Source organism: Roseobacter sp. HKCC-CH-9208, assembly GCF_037805125.1.
Lineage (GTDB): Bacteria > Pseudomonadota > Alphaproteobacteria > Rhodobacterales > Rhodobacteraceae > M30B80.
Map to the genome: position 1 here is coordinate 658,031 of NZ_JBBLYK010000001.1, position 17,508 is coordinate 675,538.

Genomic DNA, 17,508 nt, shown 5'->3' on the forward strand with positions numbered 1-17,508 from the left:
CACAATGACCACGCTTTTTGGTGCAATTGCCGATGATTTCACTGGCGCCACGGATCTTGCAGGGCTTTTGGCGCGCAGCGGATACCCTGTTTCCTTGCGGATTGGCGTTCCTGCTGAACCGCCACAGGGCACAAGCCCCTTCGAGGTCATCGCCCTTAAAATCCGCACTGAGCCCGTGACAGATGCGGTCGCAGAGGCGCGCGCGGCCCTAGCATGGCTCAAGCGCGCGGGAGCACAGCAATATTTTTGGAAATACTGCTCAACCTTCGACTCGACCCCAGAGGGCAATATCGGGCCAGTGGCCGAGGCGATTATGGCCAATCTGGGTGTCGCGCAGACAATCTATTGCCCCGCCTTTCCCGAAAATGGCCGTGCCATTTTCATGGGCAATTTGTTTGTGGGCCAATTGCCCTTGTCAGAAAGCCCGATGAAAGATCACCCCCTGACGCCCATGCAAGACAGCAATCTGATGCGGCTTTTGCAGCCGCAGGTGCGTGGAACAGTTGGGCTGATTGATCGCCTGACTGTTGCCGCAGGGCCCGCGGCCATTAAAAAAGCTTGTGCAGACTTGGCCGAGAAAAACGTGGCGCATATCGTGGTCGATGCGGTGGAAAATGCCGATCTTGCGCGGATCACCGAGGCCTGCGCCGATATGCGGTTTCTGACGGGCGGCTCTGCGATTGCGATGCCGATCCCCCAGATTTATGCCAAGCGCGGCCTACTGGCTGCGCATGAGAAAGAAACCACACCCCGCGACATCGCGCCCGAAGGGGTCATTTTATCTGGCAGTTGCTCTGCCATGACAAATGCACAAGTTGCGCGGTATCAATCCCAAGGAAAGCCCAGTTTCCAGCTTGACCCCCTAAGCCTGAAGGCAAGGGGCCTGCAACCCGCCATGGATTGGCTTGCAGCGCAAGATCTCGCAGCGCAGCCCTTAATCTATGCGACCGCAACACCCGATGCGGTGCGCGCCGCACAAGACCAATTGGGCAAGGCCGAGGCGGGCGCAATCGTTGAGGCGGCACTTGCAGATTTGGCCGTTGCCGCGCGCGATCAGGGCGCACGGCGGATTGTGGTCGCGGGCGGGGAAACCTCAGGCGCGGTCACAAAGGCCCTGCGGGTCGACAGGTTAGATATCGGGCCTGAAATTGCCGCAGGCGTGCCATGGTGTTTTTGCACATCAGAGGGGCAGGATATCGCCCTCACCCTCAAATCAGGCAATTTTGGCGCAGAAAGCTTTTTCAGCGATGCTTTCGCAAAATTGGAGGACGCATGAGTTCTGAATCCAAACTGCGCGAGCAGATTTGCCTCTTGGCGAAATCGATGTTCGATCGTGGCCTAACGGGGGGATCAACAGGCAATATCTCCGCCCGCACCGAAGATGGGGGGCTTTTGGTTTCGCCCACAGGCAGTTCCTTTGGGCGGCTTGATCCCGCAGAGTTGTCCCGCTTCGATGCAGCGGGCCAACATATCGCGGGCCTGAAACCAACCAAGGAAATGCCGCTTCACAGTGCCTTTTACGAGACACGAAAATCAGCAGGCGCGGTGGTTCATTTACACTCTTGCCATTCTGTGGCGTGGTCAATGATGCCTGAAATTGACCCCGACAATGTGCTGCCGCCGCTGACCCCTTACGCAATCATGAAACTGGGTAAGGTGCAGCTTTTGCCGTTCTTCATGCCAGGCGATGCCGCAATGGGCGAAGCCCTACGCAGTCTAGGGGGCAAACGCAGCGCCGTTTTGCTTGCCAATCACGGCCCAGTGGTTGCAGGCAAGGATGTCGAGGCCGCCTGCAACGCAATTGAAGAGCTGGAGGAAACAGCGAAGCTTGCGATCATGATGCGTGGCTTTGATGCCCGCGCCTTGACGCCTGCACAGGTGCGCGATGTCGTGCGTAAATTCGAGGTGGAGTGGGAGTGATGCGTTTTTCTGCAAATCTAGGATTTCTATGGGCTGACCGCCCCCTGCCTGATGCCATCCGCGCAGCAAAAGCAGCAGGGTTTGATGCGGTCGAATGTCATTGGCCCTATGCTCATGACCCGCTTGATGTGAAGGCCGCCTTAGATGAAACAGGTCTTGAGATGCTTGGGCTCAACACAAGCCGAGGCGATGTTGCGGCTGGCGAAAACGGATTGGCTGCTTTGCCCGACCGCGAGGCGGAGGCGCGCGCCGCGATTGATCAAGCCCTGGACTATGCCCAGATCATCGGCGCAGGCGCTGTGCATGTTATGGCAGGGTTCGCCAGTGGCGAAAGCGCCCATAAGACCTTTGTAGCCAATCTGCGCTACGCGACCACACAGGCCGCTGAAAATGGCATCACAATATTGATTGAGCCCCTCAATCACTATGATGCAAAGGGCTATTTCCTTTCGACAACCGCAAAAGCGGTCGCCATCATAGAAGAGGTCAAAGCTCCAAATTTGCGGCTGATGTTTGATTGCTATCATGTTCAGTTGATGGAGGGGGATTTGACCAACCGCCTCAGCCGCCTGTTGCCTGTGATTGGGCATATTCAATTTGCCTCTGTGCCTGATCGTGGCACCCCTGATCATGGTGAGGTGAGTTATGAGCATATCTTCTCTCATATCGACAGCCTTCGTTGGGCCCGTCCGATAGGTGCAGAATATAAGCCGAAAATCGAGACAGACCTGACCTTAGACTGGATGGCACAGTTTCGCTGATCCCCGCGCGTGTTTGGGATTGCGGAGGGTCTTTTTCTGTGCCAAACTGGTATGACCAGTATACCAGAATCATGGCAGCCCATGTCCGACCGCGACCAGATCATACGGCCCAAAAAACTGTCAGACGAAGTCGAAGATCGCCTGTTGGCCTTGATCCGCACCGCTGACCTCAAACCAGGTGATGCTTTGCCAAGCGAGCGCGCCTTGATGGCGCGCTATGGCATTGGCCGCCCTGCCATTCGCGAAGCCATGCAAAGCCTGCAGCATAAAGGCGTGATTGATATCCGCCACGGCGGCAAGCCGCGCGTGGCGACCCCATCCTTGGATGGGGTTATTGATCAATTGGGCATTTCCATGCGCCATATTCTGACGCATTCGCACTCCTCTCTCGAACATCTCAAGGAGGCGCGTGTGGCCCTTGAGGTGGAAATGGTGCGCATTGCCGCAGAACGCCGCAGCGCAGATGACTTAAACGATTTAGAACAGCTTTTGCGCGCCCAAGCCGCAGCCAAGCGCGATGTGCCGCTTTTTACCCAGATAGACGGGCAGTTTCACCGCCGCATCTCGGCCATATCGGGCAACCCGATCTTTGAAACCCTGACCCATGGCGTGTTCTCTTGGATGAGCGCCTTTCATAAAGAACAGGTTCACAAATTGGGCCTAGAGCCACTGACCTTGACCGAACATCGCGCCATTTTGGATGGAATTGCCCGTAAAGATACCAATGCCGCCGCCCGTGCCATGCGCGAGCATTTGGAGCGCGCCAATGCCCTATATCATCAGGATCACGCGCAATGAGCGACAGATTTGAAGCAGATTACCTGATCGAAACCCCGATTGACCCTGCCCGCGCCGCCGCCGTGATGGCGGGCGAGCAAAGCGCGGGCACCTTTGTAAAAGTGCCGGGCGAAACGCCAGAACTACAGGCCCGCGCGGGGGCCCAAGTGGTTTCCCTAACTCCGCTTGATGCAACCGACAGCCCAAGCTTGACAGGCGGGCAGCAGGGCACGCGCTATCAGCGCGCCAAGGTCACACTCAGTTGGCCCTTGGATAATATCGGCCCCGATTTACCCAACCTCATGGCTACGGTCGCGGGCAATCTTTTCGAATTGGCGCAATTCTCAGGGCTACGTTTGCTGGATATCCGCATGCCGCGCGCATTTGCGGATGCCTATTCTGGCCCAAAATTTGGGATCAGCGGCACCCGCAAATTAGCAGGGGTTGCGGATGGCCCGCTGATTGGCACGATTATTAAACCCTCTGTCGGGCTTGACGGGCAGGAAACTGCCAAATTGGTCGGCACACTCGCCGAAGCGGGCATTGATTTCATCAAGGATGATGAATTGCAGGCCAACGGCCCCGCCTGCCCTTTCGAGGAGAGGGTGAGCGCGGTGATGGATGTCATCAACGCCCATGCCGACCGCACTGGTAAAAAGGTCATGTATGCCTTCAACCTAACAGGCGAAGTCGATGAGATGCGCGCCCGACATGATTTTGCCCTCTCAAAAGGTGCAACTTGCGTGATGGTCAGCCTCAATTCGGTCGGCGTGGCGGGCTTTTTGGGCCTGTCACGGCATAGCGCGCTGCCTATCCATGCCCATCGCAACGGATGGGGATATCTCAGCCGCGCCGAATTGTTGGGATGGGACTATGCGGCATGGTCGAAAATCTGGCGCTTGGCGGGGGCGGATCATATGCACGTCAACGGCCTCCAAAACAAATTCAGCGAAAGTGACGCAAGCGTCATCGCCTCGGCCAAATCTCTGCTCACCCCACTCTTTGGCGATGCCCCCTGCATCCCGATGCCCGTCTTTTCATCGGGCCAATCCGCGTTGCAACCCCCTGAAACCCATCGCCACCTCGGCCATGCAGATTGCATTTATGCAGCAGGGGGTGGGATTATGGCCCACCCTGACGGGCCGCGTGCAGGTGTCGCGGCATTGCGGCAATCGTGGCAAGGGGCGATTGCGGGCATCCCCGCCGCTGATTACGCCAAATCCCATCCCGAGCTTGCCCGCGCGCTAAAGGCCTATGCAAAATGACACTTCCCGATGGGCCATTAATTGCCTTTTTGGGCGATGATTTCACAGGCTCCGCTGCCACGATGGAGGTGTTAAGTTTTGCAGGCCTGCCAACGGTGTTGTTCCTTGCGCCCCCAACAAAGGCGCAAGCGGCGCGATTTGGCGCGATGCGGGGCATCGGCATTGCCACCACCGCGCGCAGCCAATCACCCGATTGGATGGCCAGACATCTGCCACCCCTTTTTTCACATTTGGCCGCTACGGGCGCGCCCCTGTTGCATTACAAAACCTGCTCCACCTTGGACAGCGCGCCGCATACAGGCTCGATTGGCAAGGCAGTTGAATTAGCCCTTGCGGTGCGCGGCAGCGATTGGGTTTCCTGCTTGATCGCCGCACCACCTCTGCGGCGTTACCAAGCCTTTGGTCAGCTATTTGCCGCCGCAGGGGACGCGGTCTATCGGCTTGATCGCCACCCTGTGATGGCATCCCACCCCGTAACGCCGATGCAAGAGGCCGATGTGGCCATGCATCTGCGCGAGCAAACCGACCTGCCGCTTGCGACACTGACGCTTGAGCATCTCAACCCCACAGGCCTTGCATCCTTGCGCGCCAACGCGCCTGCGAAAATCATAACGCTTGATTGCATCGACATGGATCACGCAGCGCAACTGGGCGCGTTGATTTGGGATGCCGCAGAGGCGGATGGACATCTGGCAATAGGATCGCAGGGGATGGAATATGCACTGGTGGCCCATTGGCAAAAATCGGGCCTTATACCCCCGCCCGAACCCGCCCCAAGTTTTGGCAAAGTGGATCAGGTGATTGCGATTTCGGGCTCTGTCTCACCCACCACTGCGGCACAAATTGCCCGCGCGGAAGAAGATGGGTTTATCGTCATCCCACTGGACGCTGCCGCACTGATCAAGGGCGGCGATAGCGCCAAGCGGGCTATGACCAACAGCTATGAGGCCGCACGCGCCGCGCTCTCCCAAGGGCGCGATCCGCTGATTTGCAGCGCACGCGGGCCAGATGATCCAGCCGTTGCCGCTATGCGCGCAGCACTGTCAGCATCTCAGCATACACCGCATGAGGCCAATGCGCTCATCTGCACAAGTCTTGGCGCGCTCCTGCGTGATCTTTTGCGCGGCACGGGCGTTACGCGCATGATCATCGCAGGCGGCGACACATCAGGCTTTGCTGCTCAAGCGCTCGGGTTGTTTGCCCTCACCGCGATTGGCGCAACCACGGCAGGTGCGGCCCTTTTGAAAGGGCACAGCGACACCCCCGAATTTGATGGCTTGGAATTGGCCCTAAAGGGCGGGCAGATGGGCAGCCCTGATTATTTCTCTTGGATCAAAAACGGCGCGCGTGCCGAAGCGAAAGGATAGATCGTGACAAAAATTGCACTTCTTGGTGCGGGCGGCAAAATGGGTGTGCGGATTGCGCGCAACCTGATGCAAAGCAGCTATCATCTTGCCCCTGTCGAAGTGACCGAAGCAGGCCAAGCACGCCTTAAGTCGGAAACGGGGTTTGACTGTGTGGCCGCTGAAACCGCCCTTGGCGATGCCGATGTTGTTGTTATGGCCGTGCCAGATCGCCTGATCGGCAAAATCGCGCATGGCTTTGTGGATCAATTGAAATCTGGCGCAGCCGTGATCGTGTTGGATGCTGCCGCACCCTATGCAGGCCAGATGCCCGTGCGCGAAGATGTCACGTATTTCTGCACGCATCCCTGCCACCCCCATATCCTAGAGGCACATGACAGCATTGCCGCGCAGGAGGATTATTTTGGTGGGATCGCCGCGCCGCAGGGCATTGTTTGCGCGCTGATCCAAGGGCCAGAGCCGCATTATGCGCTATGTGAAGATATCGCCAAAGTGATCTATGCCCCCGTTGCGCGCTCGCATCGGTGCAGCCTTGAAAATATTGCTGTTCTGGAACCCGCCCTTTCTGAGACGGTCGGGGCGACCATGGCCTTGGCGCTGCGGGAGGCAACAGATCGCGCTGTATCCATGGGCATCCCTGAGGCGGCCGCACATGATTTCATCTTGGGCCATCTCAAAATTGAATTGGCCATCGCCTTTGGCATTTTCCCTGAGGGCAAATTTTCAGACGGCGCCTTGATGGCGATTGATAAGGCGCGCTCTGTGATCTTCCAACCCGATTGGCTAGATCGCGTCTTTGATCTGGCCGCCGTCAAGAAATCCGTCACTGAAATCTGCGAAGATTAACGGTGCGGCAGTGAAATCAAAGCGTTTCTATTGCCGTTAAAGTGCAAATATGCCCTGCATCATCAGATTAATAGGGTTGCACGAGCCAACCTATTACTGAAAGATTTTTGTGAAGATCAACGAGTTGGCGATACTCCGAAACCCGCTGCTGCAAATCGAGGACTGATGGAATGGATTTTACTATCAAACGGGTCACTGTTAGCCGTGTTGAAGGAAGTGGAAGCGGTGGGGACTATTTCCAGCAAAGCAAAGAACACTGGCTCATAGGCTCTTTGATCGCCAATCCGATGTCAGGGCACGATGACTATAAAAAAGTGAGAACAAGCTGGGGAATAGACGTTCTAGGATCGATAGTAGTCGAAATCGAAACTTCTAATGGGACAATTGGAGTTGCAACAGGATTTGGTGGTGCGCCTGCAGCTTGGATAATTAATCATCATTTTAACCGTTTTTTGGTTGGCCAAGACGCAAGAAATATTAATCTTATTTGGGATCAAATGTATCGCGCCAGCTTACCCTACGGGCAAGCTGGTTTGCCAATAGCGGCTATCTCTGCTGTTGATTTGGCCTTGTGGGATTTGCTGGGCAAACTTCGCGACGAACCTGTCTATAATTTAATTGGCGGGTGTAGCCGTCCAGAAATATCGTTTTATTGTACCGGCCCTAATGCCAAAGCCATAAAAGACATGGGCTTTTGGGGGGCGAAAGTACCGCTTCCTCATGGCCACTACGATGGAATTGATGGAGTAAAACAGAATTATCAATTTCTGAAAAAGCAGCGGGCCGAAATCGGAAGTGATTTTCCTTTGATGGTGGACTGCTACATGTCCTTAACTCCAAGCTATGCTGTCGAACTTGCAAAAGCTTGCTCTGATCTGAACATTTATTGGTGGGAAGAAGTACTGCAACCGACAGATATTGAAGGCTATCGCATAATTAGAAATGCTCATCCCACACTAAAGTGGACGACAGGTGAACATAACTACACTAGGCATGGATTTCGAAAGTTAATTGAGGAACGAACCATCGACGTTCTTCAACCTGATGTCATGTGGGTGGGCGGTTTGACTGAACTTCTACGCATTGCGGCACATGCATCAGCGTATGATATTCCCATTATTCCTCATGGCTCCGGTCCTTATAGTTACCACTTTATAATGAGCCAAAACGAACAACCGAGATGCGAATATGTTACATCAGCACCTGATGGAACCTATATACGACCGGTTTTTGGTGAATTGTTTAGCGACGAACCCGTACCAAAAAATGGAAAACTCAAATTAGATTCGAAACCGGGTTTTGGGATGACGCTCAATCCTAATTGTAAACTTGCACAATTCTGAACTTTAAATAGATATAAGTGGAGCTCCTTATGACTGACGTACTTGCGATTGGGCCTTACAGCGAACGTGATATTGCAGGTTTAAAATCTGCTTTTGATCCTATTTTTTTGGACACGCCTTCTCAAATGCGTGAACTCGATGCAAGCGCGCGATCAAAAATAAAAGCACTTGCGTTCAAGGGGCACACCTCGTTTGGCACTGATGAAATCGCAATGCTTCCAAACCTAAATCTCATAGCAAATTTTGGGGTTGGGTATGATGCTATTGATATTTCGGCTGCAAATGAACGAAACATCAAAGTTACCAACACTCCAAATGTTCTTAATGATGACGTGGCGGATCTAGCCGTTGCAATGTTGTTGATGCAAGTCCGAGAAATGGCTCAAGCTTCCGAATGGGCACATTCAGGAAACTGGAAAACTGCAGGCGAATACCGCCTAAATCGAAAGTTCTCCGGTGGGCGCGCGGGAATCGTTGGCCTTGGTCGTATCGGACGAGAAATTGCTAACCGTTTAGCGGCCTTTAAAATGGACATCCACTATTACGCTAGAACAGAAAAAGAAACCCCAGGTTGGACCTATCATTCAGACGTCACGAGCCTGGCCGCAGCGGTGGATTATTTGATTGTCGCTGTAGTAGGCGGTCCAGACACTATAAATTTTGTATCGCGCGAAGTCATTGCAGCATTGGGCCCCCGCTCGATAATTGTGAACATCTCACGCGGAAGCACAATAGACGAAGAAGCTATGCTCGAAGCGCTGGAGACTGGTAAAATTGGGGGCGCAGCTTTGGACGTGTTTCTCAACGAACCCAACATTAATCCGAGATTTTATAGTTTGCCAAATGTAGTGGTTCAGCCGCATCAAGGTTCTGGAACAGTTGAAACCCGTGACGCTATGGCGGCTCTTCAACGAGACAACATTCACGCATTCATTCAAGGATCCAATTTGATCACACCCGTCAATTAACCCAAAATAAAAACCCCCGAAAAACGGGGGTTTTTTGATGATATACGACCTAAGTCAGGCTGCAGGTTTATCGTCTTCCAAATAATATCGGATGTTATCCTCAAAACTTTCATCTGCACTTAAGCCAAGTTTAAGAGCTTTTTCAGGGCGCAAATCAAAACGCCATCCTTTACAGATTTCTTCAATCATTGGTTGCGCTTCAAATTTAATTAGCTTGGCTGGCTCCGGTCCCGCGACCACTGTCAGGGCTTCAATCATCTGACGAATTGTCCAAGTTCTACCGGGCATCATCATGCATCGGTTTTGGCCGAGATCTTCCTCGTTAACCTCTGCTCCGCGAATAAGGTTTTCGACACATTTGCGCGGCGACAGATAGAAATGCGGAAAATCATCACTAACAGGGCAAATTGCCTCTTGCCCATTGAGCGGCTCGCGCAAAATCGATGACATAAAGCTCGAAGCAGCGCGATTTGGTTTGCCTGGGCGCACTGAGATGGTAGGCAAGCGGAAGCCGCGGCCGTCGATATAACCTTTGCGGCTAAAATCATTCACCAACAATTCGCCCATCGCCTTTTGCGCACCATATGAAGTTTGTGGATTTAGAAAAGTGTGATCCACAATCGGGTCCGGCACTTCACCCCCATAAACAGCAATAGAAGAGGTAAAGACCACTACCGGCTTAGTCTGCAACTCGCGCGCCCGCTGCAATACGTGGAGCGTCCCCATTAAATTAATCGACAGCCCAGCATCAAAATCCTCTTCTGCATGGGCAGAGACAATGGCAGCGAGTAGATAGATCACATCCACATCTGCTCCGAGCGTGGCAGCCACTGAAGCGGGATTACTGATATCACAGGAAACGCAATCGACGTCGAACGGGGCCTCTACCATTGCGGGGTCAACAATATCAGCCAAAGTGATTTTACGGATTTCTTTTCCACGCAACTGCCCGCGTGCTGCCAATGATCGCGCCAGTTTTTGTCCCACGACGCCGCCGCCGCCAATAATCAGAATATGCATTACTTTTCTCCCTTAAAAATCTGTGGCACCAAAGCTCCGCGATATTGGATAACCTGACCTGCAAGCTGCATCGCGGCTAATGCGGCCTCTTCCAAAGCGCAACCCTGCGCTACATTTGCTACAAAAGCTGCGCCAAAACTGTCCCCCGCAGCGGTACTATCGACCACATGTTCGACGGGCCGACAGGGTAAGACACGCACCCCGCCTGCTTCATCCCACAATTGCACATCGCCCGCGCCATCTTTAAGCGCGATGATATGTGCCCCTGCTGCGCGGTAGCGCGCAATCGTGTCTGAGGCTGTCGCGCCCTCGAACAGGATTTGTTCTTCATCAAAAGACGGCAAAATAATATCAGCCACTGCCGCACCAGCCATTATTCCTGTCTGCATAGTCGCATGATCTTCCCACAAACGGGGACGAAGGTTCGTATCAAAGGCGACCAGGGTCCCTTGTCTACGCGCCTCCGCCAATGCGGCGCAAAGGGCCGCGCGCCCCTCAGGCGAAAGGATTGCTAGGGTGATGCCAGAAAAATAGATTACATCGCATCCGGCAAGAGTGGCCTGAAGCCATGCGGGGTCATCAGCGAGGCAACGCGCAGCAGATTGGCTGCGCCAATAGGAAAAGCTGCGCTCGCCCTGATCCAGGCTGATCATGTAAAGCCCAACGGTTTGATCCGGGATCACGCGCAATGCCTTAGTATCGATTCCACCTGCCTCCATAAAGGCGCGCATCTCGCCTGAGGCTGCGTCCGCACCGATGCAACTGCCATAGGACACTGACCAGGTCTTTGGCAAAATGCGGCGGGCATACCATGCGGTGTTAAAGGTATCACCCGCAAAGCCGCGCCGATAGAGGCCACCGCCCTGATCGGACAGCTCAACCATACACTCACCCAAAGAGATGAAGGACGACCCCATTAAATCAATCTACGCTCTGCCAAATTGCGCATCAAGGCCGCCATACCAAAGCGCCATTCGGGGCATTCGGTCGACAGTCGCACAGTGTTTTGCAACGATCCAAGCCGCGCTTCAGTAATGGTAACCACATCGCCACCATGATGGGTAAAGCCCTGACCTACTGCGTCGCGATCTTTGACGGGGGCAAACATTGTTCCCAAGAACAAGAAAAACCCATCAGGATATTGGTGATGCCGCCCGATGGTCTGCGCCACAATATCGGCAGGGTCGCGACTGATCTTGGTCATCGATGAATGCCCTTCAAGAACGAATTCATCTTCGCCCACAACCCGCATGGAAAGCTCCGCCGCTCGAATATCATCAAGGCTGAAGCTGTCATCAAACAGGCGCAGGAATGGGCCAATTGAACAAGACGCATTATTGTCTTTAGCTTTACCCAAAAGAAGCGCAGAGCGCCCCTCTACATCCCTAAGATTAACATCATTACCAAGCGTAGCGCCTACAATCACGCCTTTAGAATTGATTGCCAAAACAATTTCGGGCTCTGGATTATTCCAACTGGACATCGGATGCAGCCCAACTAGAGCGCCGTAGCCCACCGATCCCATTGGTTGGGATTTGGTGAAGACTTCCGCGTCAGGGCCAATGCCCACCTCAAGATATTGCGACCAGAGCCCCTCTTCTTGGAGAACCGATTTCACCTTCATCGCCGCCTCTGATCCGGGCTCAATGCCGGACAAGCTGTCGCCAATCACCGCTTTCACGCGCGCGCGGATCCCGTCAGCCAAATCGGCATTGCCTGCCGCCTGCTCCTCAATGACACGCTCGACCATGCTTTCGGCGAAGGTCACGCCAGACGCTTTAATCGCTTGCAAATCGGGTGGGGCCAAAAAACGCAAAGCATTGGCATCGCCTGTTTGCGCAGCGGAAAGGCTGCTTTCAACCAGATCATCAAGACCACATATCACATCGCCCTTAGCAGCACGGGCGGTCGCCGCAGGGTGCTCACCTTCCAAAAGGTCATGCATGGTGGGACAAGCGCGGCTCGTGATATCAAGCACATCCCCTCCCTCAAGCCTAACAAGCGCAGGCCCCACATCAGGTCGCCAGACGCGGCCTATATAAGTTCCTTTTGGATCAAAATCTTTTGTGGAAATCATGCCTTGCCCTTTCCTAATGCGCTGGAAACATCTTGTTCGGATTGAGAATATTTTTCGGATCAAAAGCCGTTTTTATTGCCCGCATGTAAGCCACTGCCGCGCCATGTTCAGCATTCATGAATTTGACTTTACCAAGGCCAATCCCATGCTCGCCCGAGACAGTGCCCCCCAAGCGTAGCGCGGTTTCAGCTAAGGCCGTGGTGAATTTTTCGGCCCGCTCCATTTCATCTGAGTCATTCGGATCAACACTGAGCCCTGCGTGGAAATTTCCATCGCCAACATGGCCAACAATCGTTGCGGTGAGCCCCATTGCCTTTGCATCGCGTTGCGCCTGCAACACGGCCTCGGCCAATTTTGAGATCGGGACGCACACATCTGTGGGCCAAATGTGGCCGCCCTGCCCTAAGGCCGCACTGGCGTAATGGGAATTGTGGCGGATCGCCCAAAGGGCGTTGCGCGCTTCAGTGGTAGTGGCTGTCTCAAACCCATCTGAGCCAAACTCGCTTGCGATATCCGCAAAAGAGCTCATCTGCTCTTTGACACCCGCCTCTGTGCCGTGAAATTCTAAAAATAAATGCGGTATTTCGGGGAAATCTGATTTTGCATATGCGTTAAAGCCACGCACCATCATCTCATCTACCAATTCGATGCGCGCCATCGGAATACCCGACTGGATCGTTAAAATGACACAATTGACCGCATCCTCGACGCTCGGAAAACGGCAAGTGGCAGCCGCAATTGTTTCAGGCACGCCGTGCAATTTCAGGGTCAACTCAGTGATGATCCCAAGCGTTCCCTCTGAACCAATCAAAAGATGAGCCAAGTCGTAGCCAGTCGAGGATTTGCGCGCGCCTGAACCTGCGCGGATAATCGTGCCGTCTGCCATCACCGCCTCAAGGGCAAGGACATTCTCACGCATCGTTCCGTATCGCACTGCAGTTGTGCCAGAGGCGCGTGTGGCGGCCATACCCCCGACTGACGCATCTGCGCCAGGATCTACCGAGAAAAACAAACCCGTTGCGCGCAATTCCTCGTTGAGGGATTTGCGTGTGATGCCGGGCTGCACGGTCACCTTCAAGTCTTCAGCATCCAAGGACAGCACGCGCGCCATGCGCGACATATCCAAGCTGATCCCCCCTGCAACGGCGAGATGCTGCCCCTCCAAGGACGATGCAGCGCCATAAGCTACCACGGGACATTCTTGCGCGTGGCAAATTTTGAGAATTTGAGACACTTCCTCGGTCGTCTCAGGATAGGCAACAGCATCGGGTGGTGTGTTGGGATAATAGGTCTCATTTTGACCATGCAGGTTCAAATCAGCTGCGCTAGTAACTAAGCGTTCCCCCAACAGTGCGCTGAGCTCAGTAATGGCCTGTGAATGATCACGCATGTCATCCCTCATTGCGATACACTGCGCGCAGTTGTGAAAGCGCGATCAAGATCAGGTATCAATTCCATGCCCAAACCTGGAGAACGGCTTACAGAAATTTGACCGTTTTTGACTTCGGGTAAACCTGTCACAATTTCTGCATACCACCCCTTATAAAAGGCGCGTACGCTTTCTTGGATCAGGGCATTGGGTGCGGACAGCGACAAATGCGTTGAAGCCGCTAAAACTACAGGACCTGTGCAATCATGCGGTGCTACTGGAAGTTTCTCTGCCTCGGCCATCGCAGCGATTTTCCGCGCAGCAGTCAAGCCGCCACACCATGACAAATCCAACATAACGACGCCTGCTGCCTGCGCGGCCAAAAGATCACGAAATGCACCGATTCCATTAAGCGTTTCAGAGGCACAAACAGGTGCGGGGCTTTCTTGAGCATAACGTGAAAGGGCTGCAAAATTATCCATTCGGATCGGGTCTTCATGCCAATAGGTCTGATAGGGTTGAAGCGCCCGCGCAATGCGAATTGCAGGGGTCAATTGCCACATCGAATGGAATTCGACCATGATATCCATTTGATCACCAACGGCGCGGCGAATTTTCTCAAACGGCGAGAGCGCCAATTTCAATTCTTCAGCCGAGATATGCGATCCCTCATTAGCCTCTGCAGCCGCATCAAATGGCCAAATTTTCATTGCGGTAATCCCTTCTTCCAGAAGAGACTGAGCCAAATCGTCCGCTCGATTCAAAAATCCATTTAGGTCATCATATCGATCATCCGCACCGAGTCCGTAATTCTTGGTAGTCTGGCCTTCATTTTTTTTGATGTAATCATTGCCTGCACAAGTGTTGTAGGTACGAATGCTATCACGAGTGAAACCGCCTAGTAGCTGCGCCACTGGCTGGCCTGTAGACTTGCCCCAAAGATCCCAAAGCGCAATATCAAATGCAGAATTTCCCCGCGCCTCAGCGCCTGTTGAGCGCCACCCGAGATAGCCCTCCACTTTGCGGGCCAGATACTCAATGCGCAATGGATCCTCACCAATTACCAATGGTGCAAGGGTCTCATGAATATACGCTTCTACTGCGCCTGAGCCAAAAAATGTTTCGCCAAGGCCCATCACACCGTCATCTGTATGCACATGCAGCCATACCAAGTTGGGCCGTTCCTTAACCCGGATGGTTTCCAATTTGGTAATTTTCATCCCTGACCTCCGAAACTTGACCATAGGGCCAAACCAACAACGCTGAGCATGGCCAATGCCATGAAGATATTAATGATCCGCTGCGTTCGAGACGGCAGATCAAGGCGATGCAGCGTCACCCCCGCCCAAAGCCACGCCAAATGGATAGGAATCCAAATCGCATTGGCAATCAGGATTTTCATGGCAATCTCAAAGACCAAGTTATCGGGCGCAAATCCAAAACCAGTCATCAGCGATGTATTGACGGCATAGGCCTTGGGGTTAATCGCTTGTAGCAAGATACCCCCCAAGATGCCTGGCGGAGTGGCAGCCTCGATAAAAGCGATTTTTGCGCCTGCAAAACCAATCTTCGTCGCGAGATAGAGCAGATAAGCCACCGAGGCCCCCATTAGCACCACGCGCAACCATGGCACAGACAAGACCACCGCCGCTAATCCAGACACGACTGCCAACATCACCAAATTTGTGCCAATAAACAAACCTAGAACATAGCGCAAAGAGGGCTTGAACCCATAAGCCGCGCCAAAGCCCGCGGTGCTAAGAACACCCGGCCCAGGAGTGATGATAAGCAAAATGACAGCAAGCGCAAAAGTCAGCACGGGCCAAACTCCAATTGCACTTTCATGGCCTGAGTGCGGTCATTGGCCATCGCAAAAGCCGCCGAAAATTCCGCCCAAGCAAAACTATGCGTAATCAGGGGCCGCGTGTCGATCAGCCCATTTTGCATCATCCGCACAGCCATTGCGAATTCCTCATGGAAGCGGAAAGAGCCCATCAGTTGTAATTCGCGCGCGGTGATCTGCATCATGGGAAGCTGCATATCCCCAGACATCCCCAATTGCACAAGACGACCTTGGGGGCGGATCGCGAGCAGTGCAGAAACAAGGGCCACTTGCGCGCCTGAACATTCAAACAACGCATCAACTGTGCCTTTGCCTTCTTCATACGGGCTTAGCGCCTCTGGGTTGCGCGCGGTGTTCAGACAGACATCTGCACCCGCTTTGCGCGCATAGCTTAACATCGTGTCGCTGATATCTGTGGCGATGATTTCGCCTGCGCCCGCACGGCGCGCAGCCATAATGGCCAAAACGCCAATCGGGCCGCATCCCGTCACTAAAACGCTCTGGCCCACCAGGTTACCTGCGCGGCGGACTGCGTGCAGCGCCACAGCCAAGGGTTCGGCCATCGCAGCCTCAGCAGCACTCAAACCATCGGCTTTAACACAGTTTTCTGCGCGCACTGTAATTACTTCTCGAAACGCGCCTTGGATATGGGGAAAAGGCATAGCCGATCCGTAAAACCGCATGTTAAGGCATTGATTGGGCAATCCGCGCCTACACTCAACACAAGTGAAACAGGGGCGCGAGGGTGAAATGGCAACCAGATCCCCAACCGCCAAGCCCGTTACCTCTGGCCCAATTTCAGTGATCTCGCCCGCCACCTCATGACCCAAGATCATCGGCTCACGCAGACGCACGGTGCCAAAGCCGCCATGGTTGAAATAATGCAAATCTGACCCGCAAATCCCCCCTCGGCGCAGGGCAACCTGCACTTCACCTTCCGATGGACAGGCCGTCTTACAGGTCCCAACGCGGAGGTCTCCAGAGCCATGTACGAATAGCGCTTGTGCCACAACAATATCCTCGTTTTTTAAACGTTAGGCTTTCTCTTGCGCCAACCTAAAAATGGTATACCATTTGAGCATAGAGCGCGGGATTTACAAGAAATGTCAAGGGCGCGAGTAGCGCTTGGTTCGGCTAAGCCAATCAAAAATCAGGGTGCGAAAAACCCAGAGGAGAAACAATGAAACTGTTTAGTCTAAGCGGGCGACGTGCTTTGATTACAGGCTCTTCAATGGGTATTGGATACGCTTTGGCTAAAGGTCTGAGTGACGCAGGCGCTCAAGTTGTGCTGAATGCCCGCAATGCAGACCGCCTTCATGCGGCTACCGAAGACCTACGCGCAAAAGGGGCAAATGTTTTGGCATTAGCCTTTGATGTAACCGACCCAGTCGCAGCGCGCGAAGCGATTGATGCCTTCGAGGCAAAAGAGGGTGCAATTGATATTTTGGTGAATAATGCAGGGATGCAACATCGTGCGCCACTAGAGGACTTTCCAGCCGATGCTTTTGATCGGTTGATGCGGACAAATGTGAATTCGGTTTTTTATGTTGCCCAAGCAGTGGCACGCCACATGATCGCACGAGGCAAAGGCCGCATTATCAATATTGCAAGTGTACAAACCGCCCTCGCCCGCCCCTCTATCGCACCTTACACAGCGTCTAAGGGCGCGGTTGCGAACCTCACCAAAGGGATGGCGACCGATTGGGCGAAATACGGACTCAACTGCAATGCCATTGCACCTGGCTATTTCAACACACCGCTCAACGCGGCCCTTGTTGCTGACCCCGAATTTTCCGCGTGGCTTGAAAAGCGCACCCCTGCAGGCCGCTGGGGGGAGGTGGATGAATTGGTGGGCGCGTGCGTGTTTTTATCTGCGGAGGCATCCAGTTTCGTGAACGGCCACACGCTGTTTGTCGATGGCGGCATCACCGCAAGCCTATAGGAAAGGGAGATCC

17 protein-coding genes are annotated in these 17,508 nt (G+C 53.8%); 10 read left to right on the forward strand and 7 right to left on the reverse strand.

The features are described 5' to 3' along the window. Nucleotides 1–4: 4 nt before the first annotated feature. The 9 genes from otnK (at nucleotide 5) to AAC621_RS03315 (ending at nucleotide 9,244) form a co-directional block, all read left to right on the forward strand. Nucleotides 5–1,276 (forward strand): 3-oxo-tetronate kinase, encoded by a 1,272-nt coding sequence (gene otnK, locus AAC621_RS03275; protein WP_340252194.1) that lies wholly within the window; start codon nucleotides 5–7, stop codon nucleotides 1,274–1,276. Then, nucleotides 1,273–1,920, forward strand: a complete 648-nt coding sequence (gene otnC / locus AAC621_RS03280; protein ID WP_340243209.1) for a 3-oxo-tetronate 4-phosphate decarboxylase — start codon at nucleotides 1,273–1,275, stop codon at nucleotides 1,918–1,920. Before otnK ends, otnC begins: the two co-directional genes overlap by 4 nt. Continuing rightward, nucleotides 1,920–2,681: a hydroxypyruvate isomerase family protein gene (locus tag AAC621_RS03285; RefSeq protein ID WP_340252197.1), complete on the forward strand. Its 762-nt coding sequence runs from the start codon at nucleotides 1,920–1,922 to the stop codon at nucleotides 2,679–2,681. The genes otnC and AAC621_RS03285 overlap by 1 nt, the downstream gene beginning before the upstream one ends. 51 nt (nucleotides 2,682–2,732) lie before the next feature. Continuing rightward, complete coding sequence (nanR, locus tag AAC621_RS03290; RefSeq protein ID WP_340252199.1) at nucleotides 2,733–3,479, forward strand: transcriptional regulator NanR; 747 nt, start codon at nucleotides 2,733–2,735, stop codon at nucleotides 3,477–3,479. Continuing rightward, nucleotides 3,476–4,723, forward strand: coding sequence for a ribulose-bisphosphate carboxylase large subunit family protein (locus tag AAC621_RS03295; RefSeq protein ID WP_340252201.1), 1,248 nt, complete (start codon nucleotides 3,476–3,478; stop codon nucleotides 4,721–4,723). The genes nanR and AAC621_RS03295 overlap by 4 nt, the downstream gene beginning before the upstream one ends. Continuing rightward, on the forward strand, nucleotides 4,720–6,090 hold the full coding sequence (locus tag AAC621_RS03300; protein WP_340252203.1) for a four-carbon acid sugar kinase family protein: 1,371 nt from the start codon (nucleotides 4,720–4,722) through the stop codon (nucleotides 6,088–6,090). The genes AAC621_RS03295 and AAC621_RS03300 overlap by 4 nt, the downstream gene beginning before the upstream one ends. Before the next feature lie 3 nt (nucleotides 6,091–6,093). Next, complete coding sequence (locus AAC621_RS03305) at nucleotides 6,094–6,933, forward strand: phosphogluconate dehydrogenase C-terminal domain-containing protein (RefSeq protein WP_340252204.1); 840 nt, start codon at nucleotides 6,094–6,096, stop codon at nucleotides 6,931–6,933. Between the two features lie 170 nt (nucleotides 6,934–7,103). Beyond that, on the forward strand, nucleotides 7,104–8,276 hold the full coding sequence (gene rhmD, locus AAC621_RS03310) for an L-rhamnonate dehydratase (RefSeq protein ID WP_340252207.1): 1,173 nt from the start codon (nucleotides 7,104–7,106) through the stop codon (nucleotides 8,274–8,276). A gap of 29 nt (nucleotides 8,277–8,305) precedes the next feature. Continuing rightward, nucleotides 8,306–9,244 carry a 2-hydroxyacid dehydrogenase gene (locus AAC621_RS03315; RefSeq protein WP_340252209.1) on the forward strand — a complete coding sequence of 313 codons (939 nt, stop codon included), beginning with the start codon at nucleotides 8,306–8,308 and terminating at the stop codon, nucleotides 9,242–9,244. Between the two features lie 54 nt (nucleotides 9,245–9,298). On the opposite strand, the gene denD is transcribed toward AAC621_RS03315, so the two are convergent. The 7 genes from denD to AAC621_RS03350 are packed head-to-tail and all read right to left on the reverse strand — an operon-like array spanning nucleotide 9,299 to nucleotide 16,563. Then, nucleotides 9,299–10,264: a D-erythronate dehydrogenase gene (denD, locus tag AAC621_RS03320; RefSeq protein WP_340252212.1), complete on the reverse strand. Its 966-nt coding sequence runs from the start codon at nucleotides 10,262–10,264 to the stop codon at nucleotides 9,299–9,301. Next, a complete protein-coding gene (locus tag AAC621_RS03325) occupies nucleotides 10,264–11,148 on the reverse strand; it encodes a sugar kinase (protein WP_340252214.1) in 885 nt (294 codons plus the stop codon). The genes denD and AAC621_RS03325 overlap by 1 nt, the downstream gene beginning before the upstream one ends. A gap of 32 nt (nucleotides 11,149–11,180) precedes the next feature. Continuing rightward, a complete protein-coding gene (locus AAC621_RS03330; protein WP_340252217.1) occupies nucleotides 11,181–12,341 on the reverse strand; it encodes a fumarylacetoacetate hydrolase family protein in 1,161 nt (386 codons plus the stop codon). Nucleotides 12,342–12,354: 13 nt separating this feature from the next. Further along, complete coding sequence (locus AAC621_RS03335) at nucleotides 12,355–13,731, reverse strand: FAD-binding oxidoreductase (RefSeq protein ID WP_340252219.1); 1,377 nt, start codon at nucleotides 13,729–13,731, stop codon at nucleotides 12,355–12,357. A gap of 8 nt (nucleotides 13,732–13,739) precedes the next feature. Next, a complete protein-coding gene (locus AAC621_RS03340; protein ID WP_340252222.1) occupies nucleotides 13,740–14,930 on the reverse strand; it encodes a mandelate racemase/muconate lactonizing enzyme family protein in 1,191 nt (396 codons plus the stop codon). Then, entirely contained in the window at nucleotides 14,927–15,529 is a 603-nt protein-coding gene (locus AAC621_RS03345; RefSeq protein WP_340252224.1) for a LysE family translocator, read from the reverse strand. The genes AAC621_RS03340 and AAC621_RS03345 overlap by 4 nt, the downstream gene beginning before the upstream one ends. After that, entirely contained in the window at nucleotides 15,523–16,563 is a 1,041-nt protein-coding gene (locus AAC621_RS03350) for an L-idonate 5-dehydrogenase (protein ID WP_340297405.1), read from the reverse strand. The genes AAC621_RS03345 and AAC621_RS03350 overlap by 7 nt, the downstream gene beginning before the upstream one ends. A gap of 170 nt (nucleotides 16,564–16,733) precedes the next feature. Between AAC621_RS03350 and AAC621_RS03355 the strand changes: the two genes are divergently transcribed. Then, nucleotides 16,734–17,495, forward strand: coding sequence for an SDR family oxidoreductase (locus AAC621_RS03355; RefSeq protein WP_340252227.1), 762 nt, complete (start codon nucleotides 16,734–16,736; stop codon nucleotides 17,493–17,495). Nucleotides 17,496–17,508: the final 13 nt, after the last annotated feature.